The sequence below is a fragment of the Pseudomonas sp. 01L34 genome, from assembly GCF_056400265.1.
The window spans coordinates 249744-262502 of record NZ_JBFTSX010000006.1 but is presented as its reverse complement, the minus strand read 5'-3'; the positions used below and the strand labels follow the sequence as shown (position 1 = coordinate 262502).

The 12759-nt window shown below is 59.9% G+C and carries 15 protein-coding genes and 1 pseudogene; 13 read left to right on the top strand and 3 right to left on the bottom strand.

Annotated features, from left to right (window positions below; translation table 11 throughout):
• The first annotated feature begins 127 nt into the window (after window positions 1-127).
• Complete coding sequence (phaC, locus tag AC1DQM_RS20250) at window positions 128-1810, top strand: class II poly(R)-hydroxyalkanoic acid synthase (protein ID WP_018929154.1); 1683 nt, start codon at window positions 128-130, stop codon at window positions 1808-1810.
• Between the two features lie 59 nt (window positions 1811-1869).
• Window positions 1870-2490: a TetR/AcrR family transcriptional regulator gene (locus AC1DQM_RS20245; protein WP_019581845.1), complete on the top strand. Its 621-nt coding sequence runs from the start codon at window positions 1870-1872 to the stop codon at window positions 2488-2490.
• An 82-nt stretch (window positions 2491-2572) separates the two neighbouring features.
• Here the strand turns inward: AC1DQM_RS20245 and AC1DQM_RS20240 are convergent, their stop codons facing one another.
• From AC1DQM_RS20240 to AC1DQM_RS20230, 3 genes are all read right to left on the bottom strand, one after another.
• The gene (locus AC1DQM_RS20240) at window positions 2573-3409 is read right to left on the bottom strand and encodes a phasin family protein (protein ID WP_477746745.1); all 837 of its coding nucleotides are present in this window, start codon (window positions 3407-3409) and stop codon (window positions 2573-2575) included.
• A 10-nt stretch (window positions 3410-3419) separates the two neighbouring features.
• A complete protein-coding gene (locus tag AC1DQM_RS20235; protein WP_111453927.1) occupies window positions 3420-3842 on the bottom strand; it encodes a phasin family protein in 423 nt (140 codons plus the stop codon).
• 206 nt (window positions 3843-4048) lie between these two features.
• On the bottom strand, window positions 4049-4324 hold the full coding sequence (locus tag AC1DQM_RS20230) for a polyhydroxyalkanoic acid system family protein (protein WP_064615913.1): 276 nt from the start codon (window positions 4322-4324) through the stop codon (window positions 4049-4051).
• Between the two features lie 154 nt (window positions 4325-4478).
• Between AC1DQM_RS20230 and ubiE the strand changes: the two genes are divergently transcribed.
• From ubiE to AC1DQM_RS20175, 11 genes and pseudogenes are all read left to right on the top strand, one after another.
• A complete protein-coding gene (gene ubiE, locus AC1DQM_RS20225; RefSeq protein ID WP_007936800.1) occupies window positions 4479-5249 on the top strand; it encodes a bifunctional demethylmenaquinone methyltransferase/2-methoxy-6-polyprenyl-1,4-benzoquinol methylase UbiE in 771 nt (256 codons plus the stop codon).
• Complete coding sequence (locus tag AC1DQM_RS20220; RefSeq protein WP_018929159.1) at window positions 5249-5872, top strand: ubiquinone biosynthesis accessory factor UbiJ; 624 nt, start codon at window positions 5249-5251, stop codon at window positions 5870-5872. Before ubiE ends, AC1DQM_RS20220 begins: the two co-directional genes overlap by 1 nt.
• Window positions 5869-7473 carry a ubiquinone biosynthesis regulatory protein kinase UbiB gene (gene ubiB / locus AC1DQM_RS20215; RefSeq protein WP_018929160.1) on the top strand — a complete coding sequence of 535 codons (1605 nt, stop codon included), beginning with the start codon at window positions 5869-5871 and terminating at the stop codon, window positions 7471-7473. The genes AC1DQM_RS20220 and ubiB overlap by 4 nt, the downstream gene beginning before the upstream one ends.
• Window positions 7474-7564: 91 nt before the next feature.
• Window positions 7565-7966: a phosphoribosyl-AMP cyclohydrolase gene (gene hisI, locus AC1DQM_RS20210; RefSeq protein WP_477746744.1), complete on the top strand. Its 402-nt coding sequence runs from the start codon at window positions 7565-7567 to the stop codon at window positions 7964-7966.
• A complete protein-coding gene (locus AC1DQM_RS20205) occupies window positions 7959-8291 on the top strand; it encodes a phosphoribosyl-ATP diphosphatase (protein WP_018929162.1) in 333 nt (110 codons plus the stop codon). Before hisI ends, AC1DQM_RS20205 begins: the two co-directional genes overlap by 8 nt.
• Before the next feature lie 24 nt (window positions 8292-8315).
• Window positions 8316-8594, top strand: coding sequence for a twin-arginine translocase TatA/TatE family subunit (locus tag AC1DQM_RS20200; RefSeq protein ID WP_018929163.1), 279 nt, complete (start codon window positions 8316-8318; stop codon window positions 8592-8594).
• Between the two features lie 10 nt (window positions 8595-8604).
• Window positions 8605-9036 carry a Sec-independent protein translocase protein TatB gene (gene tatB, locus AC1DQM_RS20195; protein ID WP_028939612.1) on the top strand — a complete coding sequence of 144 codons (432 nt, stop codon included), beginning with the start codon at window positions 8605-8607 and terminating at the stop codon, window positions 9034-9036.
• On the top strand, window positions 9033-9827 hold the full coding sequence (tatC, locus tag AC1DQM_RS20190; protein ID WP_018929165.1) for a twin-arginine translocase subunit TatC: 795 nt from the start codon (window positions 9033-9035) through the stop codon (window positions 9825-9827). The genes tatB and tatC overlap by 4 nt, the downstream gene beginning before the upstream one ends.
• A complete protein-coding gene (locus tag AC1DQM_RS20185; protein ID WP_018929166.1) occupies window positions 9824-10531 on the top strand; it encodes a 16S rRNA (uracil(1498)-N(3))-methyltransferase in 708 nt (235 codons plus the stop codon). Before tatC ends, AC1DQM_RS20185 begins: the two co-directional genes overlap by 4 nt.
• A gap of 234 nt (window positions 10532-10765) precedes the next feature.
• Window positions 10766-11827 (top strand): annotated as a pseudogene (locus AC1DQM_RS20180) (methyl-accepting chemotaxis protein); the annotation flags it as partial.
• The gene (locus AC1DQM_RS20175; RefSeq protein ID WP_370695246.1) at window positions 11819-12682 is read left to right on the top strand and encodes a methyl-accepting chemotaxis protein; all 864 of its coding nucleotides are present in this window, start codon (window positions 11819-11821) and stop codon (window positions 12680-12682) included. The pseudogene AC1DQM_RS20180 and the gene AC1DQM_RS20175, both read left to right, overlap by 9 nt.
• Window positions 12683-12759 lie beyond the last annotated feature (77 nt).

The following is a 12759-nucleotide window of genomic DNA, read 5'->3' as shown; positions in this document are numbered from 1 at the left end:
GGCCCCGGCTTTGGTTCAGGAAAAGAGCGTCGACAGGACGTCGTACCGCGCAACAATCCGCAACAACGTCTATGGTGATTTGTTCGGTGAGTTTGTTTTTGGCCTGATGACGAAGGAGTGTTGACTCATGCGCGACAAACCAGCGAAGGGCTCCTTGCCCACTCCCGCTGCATTCATCAACGCACAGAGTGCGGTTACCGGTCTGCGCGGCCGGGACTTGCTTTCAACCTTGCGCAGCCTGGCCACCCATGGTCTGCGCAACCCGGTGTACACGGCCCGGCATGCCTTGAAGCTGGGGGGCCAGCTTGGCCGCGTGTTGTTGGGTGAGACCCTGCACCCGATCAATCCGCAAGACAATCGCTTTGCCGACCCGGCGTGGAGCCTCAACCCTTTTTATCGCCGCAGCTTGCAGGCCTACCTGAGTTGGCAGAAGGAGGTCAAAAACTGGATCGACGAGAGCAACCTGAGCCCGGACGATCGCGCCCGCGCCCACTTTGCGTTTGCCTTGATCAACGACGCCGTGGCGCCGTCCAACACCCTGCTCAATCCGCTGGCGGTCAAGGAGATCTTCAACTCCGGCGGTCACAGTCTGGTGCGGGGTATCGGCCATCTGCTCGATGACCTGCTGCACAACGACGGCTTGCCCAGACAAGTCACCAAACAAGCATTCGAGGTAGGCAAGACAGTCGCCACCACCACCGGCTCCGTGGTGTTTCGCAATGAGCTGCTGGAACTGATCCAGTACAAGCCGATGAGCGAAAAACAGTATTCCAAGCCGTTGCTGATCGTGCCGCCACAGATCAACAAGTTCTACATTTTCGACTTGAGCCCCAGTAACAGCTTCGTCCAGTTCGCCCTTAAAAACGGCTTGCAGACCTTCGTGATCAGCTGGCGCAATCCTGATGTGCGTCACCGCGAATGGGGGCTGTCGTCTTACGTCGAAGCCACCGAAGAAGCGATGAATGTGTGCCGGGCGATTACCGGCTCCCGCGACGTCAACCTGATGGGTGCCTGCGCCGGCGGGCTGACCATCGCCGCGCTGCAAGGGCACTTGCAGGCCAAGCGGCAGCTGCGGCGGGTGTCCAGCGCGACCTATCTGGTCAGCCTGCTCGACAGTCAGATAGAAAGCCCGGCCACCCTCTTCGTCGACGAACAAACGCTGGAAGCGGCCAAGCGCCGCTCATATCAGAAGGGCGTTCTGGAAGGTCGCGACATGGCCAGGGTTTTTGCCTGGATGCGCCCCAACGATTTGATCTGGAATTACTTCGTCAATAACTACCTGCTGGGCAAGGAGCCACCGGCGTTCGACATCCTCTACTGGAACAATGACAACACGCGCCTGCCGGCAGCGTTTCATGGCGATCTGCTGGACTTCTTCAAGCACAACCCGCTGAGTCATCCGGGTGGGCTGGAAGTGTGCGGCACACCGATCGACCTGCAGAAAGTCACCGTCGACAGTTTCAGCGTGGCCGGCATGAACGATCACATCACCCCGTGGGATGCGGTGTATCGCTCGACCTTGCTGCTGGGTGGCGAGCGGCGCTTCGTGCTGTCGAGCAGCGGTCATGTGCAGAGCATTCTCAACCCGCCGCACAACTCGAAAGCCAACTACGTCGAGAACCCGAAACTGAGCAGCGACCCGCGGGCCTGGTATTACGACGCCAAACGCGTCGACGGCAGTTGGTGGACGCAATGGCTGAGCTGGATTCAGGAACGCTCCGGCGCACTACACGAAACCCAGATGACCCTCGGCAACCAGAACTATCCACCGATGGAGGCGGCACCCGGTACTTACGTGCGCGTGCGCTGACGTTCAATGAACCACGGCCGCCAATGGCCGTGGCCTGACTCGACCATTAAGAAGACTGGATGAAAACCCGCGACCGGATTCTCGAATGTGCCCTGCAGTTGTTCAATCAGAAGGGCGAACCGAACGTGTCCACCATGGAGGTGGCCAACGAAATGGGCATCAGCCCCGGCAACCTCTACTACCACTTCCACGGCAAGGAGCCGCTGATCCTGGGGCTGTTCGAACGCTTCCAGACCGAACTGACGCCCTTGCTCGATCCACCGTCCGATGTGGAATTGGCCCCCGAAGATTACTGGCTGTTCCTGCACCTGATCGTCGAACGCCTGGCTCAATACCGGTTTCTGTTCCAGGACTTGTCGAACCTTGCCGGCCGCCTGCCGAAACTGGCCAAGGGGATACGCAACCTGCTCAATGCGTTGAAGCGCACACTGGCTTCATTGCTGGCACAGTTGAAGGCTCAGGGGCAGTTGGTCAGCGACACCCAGGCGCTGGGGCAACTGGTGGAGCAAATCACCATGACATTGCTGTTCTCGCTGGACTATCAGCGGATTCTCGACCGTGAAGGTGAAGTACGACTGGTGGTGTACCAGATCATGATGCTGGTGGCGCCGCACTTGTTGCCGCCGGTCAAAGTCGCGACCGAGCGGTTGGCGTTGCAGTACCTCGAAGAGCACGACTGACCCGGTGGGTCTTCGATGGTTTCTGGAATCCATGCACAAACAAAAACGCCCGACCTTTACAGGCCGGGCGTGGGAACGATCATCAGGACTGACTGGTTGGCGCCGATGGAGTCGGTGCGATAGTCGGGGTTACAGCAGGGGTCGGCGCAGCGGCGGAGTTCGCCGGACTGACCGGGGTTGCCGGTTTGGCGGCAGCCACTGCTGGTTTCGGAGCGGCCGCTTTCGGGGCGGCTGGTTTTTTCACTGCTGGCTTCTTCGCCGCAGCGGGTTTGGCCGCTGCGGTTTTAGCTGCAGGTTTGGCCGCTGGTTTAGCGGCTGGTTTTGCAGCAGCTTTTGCAGCGGGTTTAGCGGCCGCTTTGGCTGCAGGTTTCGCAGCAGCAGTTTTGGCTGCAGGTTTCGCAGCAGCAGTTTTGGCTGCAGGTTTCGCTGCGGCCTTGGCCAATGGTTTGGCAGCGCTTTTAGCTGCCGGTTTGGCCGCTGCGGTTTTCGCCGCAACAGGCGCAACCTTGGCACCGGTGAGTTTTTCGATTTGCTTGGTCAGGGTATCGACCTTGCTGTGCAGTGCCTTGACCTCATTGCGGCTCGGTACACCCAGGCGCGAAATGGCGCTGTTCAGGCGCTTGTCGAAAGCCCCTTCCAGCTCATCCCACTTGCCCAGTGCGCGATCTTTCACGCCGCTGATGCGCGACTTGGCCGACGAAGCGGAGTCCTTGGCAGCATCGACTTTCTTGCCGACAGCGCTCTTGGTGAGCCTCTCGGCTTTCTCGCCGTCCTTAACCAATGCATCGAAGAGTTTGCTGCCGTCAGAATCAATCTTCGAGTACACGCCTAAACCAGCCAGCCAGATCTTGCGGGAGTAGTCTTCGACCTTCCCGATCCACGAGCTGCCTTCTTTTTCAGTATTCTTTTTGCCAGCCATCCCGTTCTCCTTAAGATTTACGCGCGACACGTTCGAGCAATGCTGTCAGCTCATCGAGCTTAGCAGAGAGTGTCTCCACGTCATGTTTAGACGGAATGCCGATACGATTCAAGGCACTTGCGATACGCGTATCGAAAGCCTTCTCGACTTTGTCGAGTTGAAGTTCGACTTTGCCTTTGAAAGTACTCACTTCACTCTTGGCTTCATCGATCTCGGCATTAGCCGCTTCAAGTTTCTCAGCAACTACTTTTTTGCCTTTCTTTTCAACAGCTTGACCAGCCTTGATCAACTCTTGAACGTACTCGCTACCTTCTTGACCGACCTTGGTGTAAGCACCCAGGCTCGCCAGCCAGATCTTGCGGGCATACGATCTGACGTCGTTCAGAGTGCTGGTCTCAACGTCGACTTTTTTCTTCACAATAACTTTGGCCATGGTCCACCTCACGCGCAGAAGGGTTGAGGAACTGCCCGCGAAAGTGTCGGGCTCAGGCACAAAGTAGGGAGAAAAATTAGAAACGGCACCCTAACAAATGACACAAATCTTTGGTGCCTCCGGGAAAAGATCTCAGTCTTCGGCAACGCCTGCAGATGTACACATTTCAATGCAGGAGCCGCCGAAGGCTGCGATCTTTGGGGGAGTCACGCGAGGGCTTTGTCGAGGGCCCTTTCGATTTCCGATTTGATGGTGCTGCTCATGGCGGACATCAACAGCCCCAATTCGACATCAACCCGGATCGAATCCTCGCCCACATGCACCGCCCCTTTCACACCGGAGCGCTTGAGGTTCAGCGTGTCGCCAGACCACTGTGGCTCCAGGCCATATTGATCGGACAGTTTCTGCGCCAACTTGTCGGCCTTCTCGCGGGCCGCTTCCTTACCCAGGCCATGGGCACGCTCAACACTAATATGGGCCATCGAATGACTCCTGCTTTATGGACACTTCCTGAAGCATCTTGACCGTTACTGCGTCAAAACGTCCCGGTTTCTCTATATCTTACCTTCAGCCTTGCCAAGACAAAGCAGGCCACCGGGATTAGAATGTCCCGCATTCTATTTTGGTGACAGCGATATGACTGATCAGCGCAAAGGCAGCGATGCCGAACCCACCACTCACTTCGGCTTCAAAAACGTTCCGGAAAGCCAGAAAGCGGAAAAAGTCGCTGAGGTTTTCCACTCGGTAGCCGCCAAGTACGACTTGATGAACGACCTCCTGTCGGGCGGCATGCACCGTCTGTGGAAGCGTTTCGCGATCGAACTGTCGGGCGTGCGTGCCGGTAACCGCGTGCTGGACATCGCCGGCGGCACTGGCGACCTGACCAAAAAGTTTTCGCATCTTGTGGGACCAACTGGTCAGGTAGTGTTGGCCGACATCAACGAATCCATGCTCAAGGTCGGTCGTGACCGCCTGCTGGATCTGGGTGTGTCCGGCAACGTCGAATTCGTCCAGGCCGACGCTGAAAAGCTGCCGTTCCCGGACAACCACTTCGACTGCGTGACCATCGCTTTCGGCCTGCGCAACGTGACGCATAAAGAAGACGCCCTGCGCTCGATGCTGCGCGTGCTCAAGCCCGGCGGTCGCCTGCTGGTGCTGGAGTTCTCCAAACCCACCAACGCACTGATGTCCAAAGCCTATGATGCCTATTCGTTCGCCTTCATGCCATTGATGGGCAAGCTGATCACCAATGATTCGGAAAGCTATCGCTACCTGGCCGAATCGATCCGCATGCACCCGAATCAGGAAACCCTGAAGTCGATGATGGTCGAGGCCGGTTTCGACCGCGTGACCTACCACAACATGACCGCAGGCATCGTCGCCCTGCACCGTGGCATCAAACCCTGATGTTGCTGGCCGGCCTGCTCGCCAGCGTTGAACTCGGTCTGAACCGGGTGCTGCGTCTCGACAGCACGGCGCTGCCGCGGCTGGCGCATTTGAGTGGCAAGGTGATTGCCGTCGACTGCCGCAGCCCGGCGTTGCAATTGTTCATCCTGCCCAGCGATGAAGGCCTGATGCTGGCGTCCCACTGGGAAACCGGTGCCGACTGCACCTTGCGCGCACCGGCCTCAAGCCTGTTGAAACTGGCGACGAGCAAAGACAAGACGTCGGTGCTGCATGCCCCGGAAGTCGAACTCGACGGCGACAGCGGCGTGCTGCTGGAACTGGCGGCGGTCCTGCAGGACCTGGAGCTGGACTGGGAGTATGAACTCTCGCGCTGGCTGGGGCCTGTGGCCACGCAACTGGTCGGCGGTCACCTGCGCAGCCGCGCACGCTGGTATCAGCAAGGGTTCGCCAGCCTCAACCAGAACCTGGGCGAATACCTGGCCGAAGAATCGCGCACCCTAGTCGGTCAGCGCGAAGCCGAAGCCCGTTTCAGTGAACTGGACCAGATCAAACTCGATCTGGAACGTCTCGAGGCGCGTTTCGAGCGCCTTTCCCGATCCCTCGACCCAAGCGATAACGCATGAAGCTGCTTGCCGTCCGCCGTTTGTTGCGCATCCAGCGCGTCGTGATCCGCTACCGCCTCGATGACCTGCTGTTCGCCCTGCCATTGCCCTGGTTTCTGCTGGCGCTGCGCTATGCCTTGCCGTGGCGCTGGTTCCCGCGCAAGCCCCTGGACCTGAGCCGTGGCGCACGATTGCGCCTGGCGTTGCAGGACCTTGGGCCGATTTTCATCAAGTTCGGCCAGATCCTTTCGACACGCCGCGACCTGCTGCCCGAAGACATCGCCGATGAGTTGATGATGTTGCAGGACCGGGTGCCGCCGTTCGACTCACAAGTGTCGGTCCGGCTGATCGAAGAGCAGCTCGGCAAAAAGATCAGTGAAGTCTTCTCTCGTTTCGACGTCGAACCGCTGGCCTCGGCCTCGGTGGCGCAGGTGCATGCCGCGCAGCTGAAAACCGGTGAAGAAGTGGTGGTCAAGGTGATCCGCCCGGGCCTCAAACCGGTGATTGCCCAGGACCTGGCATGGCTGTTCATTCTGGCCCGCGCCGCGGAAAAACTCTCGGCCGACGCCCGTCTGCTACACCCGGTGGACGTGGTCAGTGATTACGAAAAAACCATCTACGACGAACTCGATCTGCTGCGTGAGGCCGCCAACGCCAGCCAGTTGAAGCGCAACTTCGACGGTTCGCCGCTACTGTATGTGCCGCAAGTCTATTGGGACTGGTGCAGACCGAAAGTGCTGGTGATGGAGCGCATCTACGGGATTCAGGTCACCGACCTCGCGACCTTGGCCGACCAGCGCACCGACATGAAAATGCTCGCCGAGCGTGGCGTGGAGATCTTCTTCACCCAGGTGTTCCGCGACAGCTTCTTCCACGCCGACATGCACCCCGGCAACATTTTCGTCAGCACCGTGCAGCCCTGGAGCCCGCAGTACATCGCCATCGACTGCGGCATCGTTGGCAGCCTGACCCCGGAAGACCAGGACTATCTGGCGCGCAACCTGTTCGCGTTCTTCAAGCGTGACTACCGGCGTGTCGCGCAATTACACATCGACTCGGGCTGGGTACCGGCGGAAACCAAGCTCAACGAATTCGAAGCGGCGATCCGCACGGTGTGCGAGCCGATCTTCGAAAAACCGTTAAAAGATATTTCCTTTGGTCAGGTACTGATGCGCCTGTTCCAGACCGCTCGACGCTTCAACATGGAAGTGCAGCCGCAGTTGGTCTTGCTGCAAAAAACCCTGTTGAACATCGAAGGCCTGGGTCGTCAGTTGTACCCGGACCTCGATCTGTGGAACACCGCCCAGCCGTTCCTCGAACGCTGGATGCGCGAGCGCGTCAGCCCCAAAGCCTTGCTGGGCAACGTGCAGAGCCAGTTCGAGCAACTCCCGCACCTGGCCAACATGGCCCGCGACCTGCTTGAGCGCATGTCCCAACCCCACGCCAACGACCCGCCGCCTCCGTGGCACCGGCGCAAGGACGACGTGTTCCTGCGCCTGCTCGGCACCGCTCATCTGGCGGGTGGCACGATACTCGCAGCCGGTGGCCCGTTGCACGAACTGGGGCATTGGCCCGCCGGAATCATGGTGGCGATCGGCTTGTATCTGGTCGTTCGCCGATAGCCAGTTGGATCATCGGCTGGCACACTGTTTGAACGCTGAATTTGAACATTGGCCTCAACTATTGAAGTAGAGCCCGCTGTCGGAGTCGAAGATGAAAAACTGGCTGGACGAGATCAAGTGGGACGCCGATGGCCTGGTGCCCGCGATTGCCCAGGATCACAAGACCGGACGCGTCCTGATGATGGCCTGGATGAACCGCGAAGCACTGCAATTGACCGCCGCCGAGAACCGTGCCATTTACTGGTCACGTTCCCGTGGCAAGCTGTGGCGCAAGGGCGAAGAGTCCGGCCACGTGCAAACCCTGCATGAGATGCGCCTGGACTGTGACGCTGACGTGATCATCCTGATGGTCGAGCAGATCGGCGACATCGCCTGCCATACCGGCCGTCAGAGCTGCTTCTACCGCGTTTTCGAGAACGGCGACTGGAAAACCGTCGACCCGGTTCTCAAAGACCCGCACGCTATCTATTGCGCAGGACATACTCATGACTGACACCCTGACCCGTCTGGCCCAGGTGCTGGAAGAACGCAAAGGCGCCGCCGCCGACAGCTCGTACGTCGCCAGCCTGTACCACAAGGGCTTGAACAAGATTCTGGAAAAGGTCGGCGAAGAGTCGGTCGAAACCATTATCGCCGCCAAGGATGCCGCCATCAGCGGTGACTGCAGCGATGTGATCTACGAGACCGCCGACCTGTGGTTCCACAGCATGGTCATGCTCGCCCAGTTGGGGCAACATCCACAGGCTGTGCTCGATGAACTGGACCGTCGCTTCGGTCTGTCCGGACACGTCGAGAAAGCCTCGCGTCCGTCCGCCTGAATAATTATTAGAGAGGAACGCAACATGGGCATTTTTGACTGGAAACACTGGATCGTCATCCTGGTTGTCGTGGTGCTGGTGTTCGGCACCAAGAAACTGAAAAATCTCGGCACTGACGTGGGCGAGTCGATCAAGGGCTTTCGCAAGGCCATGAACGACGAAGAGAAACCGGCCGACCCGACTGCGACTCCGGCCCAACCGGTTCCGCCGACCCAGCCACAGGCCACAACGTCTGTGAACCCGCCGCACACCATCGACGTGCAGGCGCAAAAAGTCGAAGAGCCGATCCGCAAAGACTCGTGAGCACTGACTAATGTTTGGTATCAGCTTCTCTGAACTGCTGCTCGTCGGCCTCGTCGCCCTGCTGGTGCTGGGCCCCGAGCGCCTGCCGGGTGCTGCGCGCACCGCTGGCCTGTGGGTCGGGCGGCTGAAGCGCAGCTTCAACGCGATCAAACAGGAAGTTGAACGTGAAATCGGTGCCGACGAAATTCGCCGGCAACTGCACAACGAGCACATTCTGTCCCTGGAGCAGGAGGCGCGGAAGATTTTCACGCCGACCCAGCAGGAGCCAACGCCGGTGGAACCTGTGGCGACGCCGACGATTCATGCGCCAACAGCTGAAGTCACGCCGGCGGTTGCAGCTGCTGAACCTGCGCCTGCCAGCCCAGTAGAACCTGTTGCTCCTGCCGCTGCGCCGACAACCCCGGCGCCTCACGACACCACTTTGCCGCCGCGAGCCCCATGAGCGATCTCCCCGAAAACGACCAGCACATGCCACTGGTCTCGCACCTCACCGAGTTGCGCACCCGTCTGCTGCGCTGTGTAGCGGCGATTTTCATCATCTTCGCCGGGTTGTTCGCCTTCACCCAGCAGATCTACACCTTCGTCTCCACGCCGTTGCGCCAGTACCTGCCGGCCGGCGCGACGATGATCGCCACCGACGTGTCGTCGCCGTTCCTGACGCCGCTGAAGCTGACCATGATGGTCTCGCTGTTCCTGGCAATCCCGGTGATCCTGCATCAGATCTGGGGGTTCATCGCGCCAGGCCTGTACAAGCATGAGAAGCGCATCGCCGTGCCGTTGCTGGTCTCCAGCATCCTGCTGTTCTACACCGGCATGGCCTTCGCCTACTTCCTGGTGTTCCCGCTGATCTTCAAGTTCTTCGCCGCTGCCACCCCGGCCGGCGTGGAAATGATGACCGACATCACCAGCTACCTCGATTTCGTCATGACGCTGTTCTTCGCCTTCGGCGTGGCGTTCGAGATCCCGGTGGCCGTGGTGCTGCTGGTGTGGATCGGCGTGGTCAACGTCGCCTACCTGAAGAAAATCCGCCCGTATGTGGTCATCGGCTGCTTCGTGGTCGGCATGATCCTGACGCCGCCGGACATCTTCTCGCAGACGCTGTTGGCCGTACCAATGTGGTTGCTGTTCGAGATCGGCGTCCTGTTCGGCAGCCTGATCAGCAAACGCGGCGAGCACCCGGACGAAAAACCGGCTGACGATCACAACGATCAGCCGCCAGCGACCCAAGCGTGAACCTGCTGCTCCTCGAGGAGGCCGATTTCATTGCGGCCGACCGGGCGATCCTGCGCGATCGCCGCTTGACCCATATGCAGGAAGTCCACCGCTGTGAAGTGGGTGACAGCATGCGCGTCGGGCGTATCGGCGGGCTGATGGGTGCCGCCGAAGTGCTGCGCCTGGACGCTGACGAAGCCGAGTTGCGCGTCACCCTCGACCAGCCGCCACCAGCCAAGCTGCCACTGACCCTGGTATTGGCCCTGCCACGCCCGAAAATGCTCCGCAGGGTGTTTCAGACCGTGGCCGCCATGGGTGTGCCACGAATCGTTCTGGTAAACAGCTATCGCGTCGAGAAGAGCTTCTGGCAAACCCCGTTCCTGGAACCTGAGGCGATTCGCGAACAATTGATCCTGGGGCTTGAACAAGCCCGGGACAGCGTGCTGCCAGAGGTCGTCATCGAGAAGCGTTTCAAACCTTTTGTCGAAGATCGCCTGCCAGCAATCACTGAAGGCACTCTCGGCCTGGTCGGTCATCCCGGCAATTACCCGCCCTGCCCCCGTGGCCTGGACGAACCCGTGACCCTGGCCATCGGCCCCGAAGGCGGCTGGATTCCTTACGAAATCGACCTGCTGGCCAAGGCCGGCCTGCAACCGGTGCAGCTCGGCGAGCGCATCCTGCGGGTCGAAACAGCCGTCACTGCGCTGCTTTCGCGGCTGTTCTAACCCAGACACTTACCCTTGTGGCGAGGGAGCTTGTCGGATCGCCGCACCGTCCCGCTCGGCTGCGAAGCAGTCGTAAAACAGGTGAATGCGGTCTTGCCGGGAAAAGCGGTGGCCGCTTCGCGCCCAAGCGGGAGCAAGCTCCCTCGCCACAGGTGTTTGCTCACCTACAGGTTCCAGCCTGCCTGCCGATACAGTCCCCATAAAACCGAATAATGGTCCGAGGGGAGTTGCAGCATGTACCGTTGGCTAGCCGAAAAACTGGGAAACGTAAGCGTCAATCACAAGTTGAGTGTCGGCTTTGGCCTCGTGCTGCTCATGACTCTCCTGATCACCTTCACTGGCTGGAATAGCCTGAGCGGTGTGATCACTCGCGCAGACAAGCAGAGTCACATCGCCAGTCTCAACAACTTGAGCAAGGATTTGCGAACCGCCCGTGTTGACTACGAAATGCGCCGTGGCGAACAAGGTCCGGCAGCCGTCAGCGAACTCCTGGGCAAGCTCGATGATGGCGTACAGCTCGCCCTCAAACTGTTTGTGCGCCCTGTGAATCAGGAAATGCTCAATCAGCAACTGGCCGCCATCGGTGAGTACAAACGCGCCTTTGCCGACATGACCCAAGCGACGCAGAACCGCGAATCGGCCCGATCCAAGCTCGGCGCCACCGCCGACAACGCCGCGGCCAGGGTCTCAGAAGTCGAAAAGTCCTTGCTGCAAGGTGATAGCGTCGCTCAATTCAACAGCGTGGTCGAGCTGAGCAAACTGATCCAACAAGCGCGCTTCCAGGTTCGCGGTTACACCTACAGCGGCAAGACCGAAGCCGAGCAACCGGCGCTGGATGCCATCGACAATGCCCTGAAAAACCTTGAAAGCCTGCCGGGCAAACTGCCGGAACAGCACACCGCCAACCTGCAACAAGCCACCGAATCGCTTAAAGGCTACCGCGCCGCTGTCAGCCAGTTCCGCGACTCGCAGGTGGCCAGCGCCACAGCCCTCAAGAAGATGGTGGATCAGGAGATCCGTTTGAATGACCTGAGCGCACAGTTGACCCGCTCGCAAACCGACATCCGTGACCAAGAGACGGCCCAGGCAAAAAGCACGCTGATCATCGTGACCGTCTTGGCGTTAGCGTTTGGCCTCCTCGCCGCCTCGATCATTACGCGGCAGATCGTCGTTCCACTGCAACAGACTTTGACTGCTGTCGAACGTGTCGCCTCGGGCGACCTGAGCCATAACCTTGAGGTCGCTCGCAGCGACGAGCTGGGTCAATTACAAAGCACCCTTCAGCGGATGGTCGTCAGTCTGCGGGAGCTGATCGGCGGCATCAGCGACGGCGTGACCCAAATCGCCAGCGCCGCTGAAGAACTGTCAGCCGTCACCGAGCAGACCAGCGCCGGGGTCAACAGTCAGAAGGTCGAAACCGATCAGGTGGCCACCGCCATGCACGAAATGACCGCCACCGTGCAGGAAGTCGCGCGCAATGCCGAGGAAGCGTCCGAAGCCGCCGTCGCCGCCGACCAGCAGGCCCGCGAGGGTGACAGGGTGGTCGGCGAAGCCATCGCCCAGATCGAGCGCCTGGCCCTCGAAGTCGGCAATTCCACTGCTGCCATGGGCGACCTGAAGCGCGAAAGCGACAAGATCGGCAGCGTGCTCGACGTGATCAAATCCGTGGCCCAGCAAACCAACCTGCTGGCGCTCAACGCCGCCATCGAAGCCGCTCGTGCCGGTGAAGCCGGGCGTGGCTTTGCGGTGGTCGCCGACGAAGTCCGCAGCCTGGCCCAGCGTACCCAGAAGTCCACCGAAGAAATCGAAGAGCTGATCGTCGGCCTGCAAACCGGCACTCAGCAAGTCGCGACCATCATGGACAACAGCCGCAACCTGACCGACAGCAGCGTCGAACTGACCCGCCGCGCTGGCGGCTCGCTGGAGAGCATCACCCGCACCGTGTCGGCGATCCAGTCGATGAACCAGCAGATCGCCGCTGCCGCCGAGCAACAGAGCTCGGTGGCCGAAGAGATCAACCGCAGCGTGCTTAACGTGCGTGACGTGTCCGAGCAGACCTCGGCCGCGAGTGAAGAGACCGCGGCCTCCAGCGTCGAGCTGGCGCGGTTGGGGACGCATTTGCAGATGCTGGTGGGCAGATTCAAGGTTTAACACCACACAAAGCAAAAAGATCGCAGCATTCGGCAGCCTGTAGTAGGAGCTGCCGAAGGCTGCGATCTTTTTTGGGC

What these genes read in the sequence shown, in the direction of transcription:
- AC1DQM_RS20235 (WP_111453927.1), bottom strand. Translation starts at nt 3,842, where the DNA reads ATGGCCAAAGTTATTGTGAAGAAAAAAGTCGACGTTGAGACCAGCACT.
- ubiE (WP_007936800.1), top strand. Translation starts at nt 4,479, where the DNA reads ATGACTGATCAGCGCAAAGGCAGCGATGCCGAACCCACCACTCACTTC.
- AC1DQM_RS20175 (WP_370695246.1), top strand. Translation starts at nt 11,819, where the DNA reads ATGGTCGTCAGTCTGCGGGAGCTGATCGGCGGCATCAGCGACGGCGTG.
- AC1DQM_RS20230 (WP_064615913.1), bottom strand. Translation starts at nt 4,324, where the DNA reads ATGGCCCATATTAGTGTTGAGCGTGCCCATGGCCTGGGTAAGGAAGCG.
- AC1DQM_RS20245 (WP_019581845.1), top strand. Translation starts at nt 1,870, where the DNA reads ATGAAAACCCGCGACCGGATTCTCGAATGTGCCCTGCAGTTGTTCAAT.
- AC1DQM_RS20205 (WP_018929162.1), top strand. Translation starts at nt 7,959, where the DNA reads ATGACTGACACCCTGACCCGTCTGGCCCAGGTGCTGGAAGAACGCAAA.
- tatC (WP_018929165.1), top strand. Translation starts at nt 9,033, where the DNA reads ATGAGCGATCTCCCCGAAAACGACCAGCACATGCCACTGGTCTCGCAC.
- AC1DQM_RS20220 (WP_018929159.1), top strand. Translation starts at nt 5,249, where the DNA reads ATGTTGCTGGCCGGCCTGCTCGCCAGCGTTGAACTCGGTCTGAACCGG.
- hisI (WP_477746744.1), top strand. Translation starts at nt 7,565, where the DNA reads ATGAAAAACTGGCTGGACGAGATCAAGTGGGACGCCGATGGCCTGGTG.
- phaC (WP_018929154.1), top strand. Translation starts at nt 128, where the DNA reads ATGCGCGACAAACCAGCGAAGGGCTCCTTGCCCACTCCCGCTGCATTC.
- AC1DQM_RS20200 (WP_018929163.1), top strand. Translation starts at nt 8,316, where the DNA reads ATGGGCATTTTTGACTGGAAACACTGGATCGTCATCCTGGTTGTCGTG.
- AC1DQM_RS20240 (WP_477746745.1), bottom strand. Translation starts at nt 3,409, where the DNA reads ATGGCTGGCAAAAAGAATACTGAAAAAGAAGGCAGCTCGTGGATCGGG.
- ubiB (WP_018929160.1), top strand. Translation starts at nt 5,869, where the DNA reads ATGAAGCTGCTTGCCGTCCGCCGTTTGTTGCGCATCCAGCGCGTCGTG.
- tatB (WP_028939612.1), top strand. Translation starts at nt 8,605, where the DNA reads ATGTTTGGTATCAGCTTCTCTGAACTGCTGCTCGTCGGCCTCGTCGCC.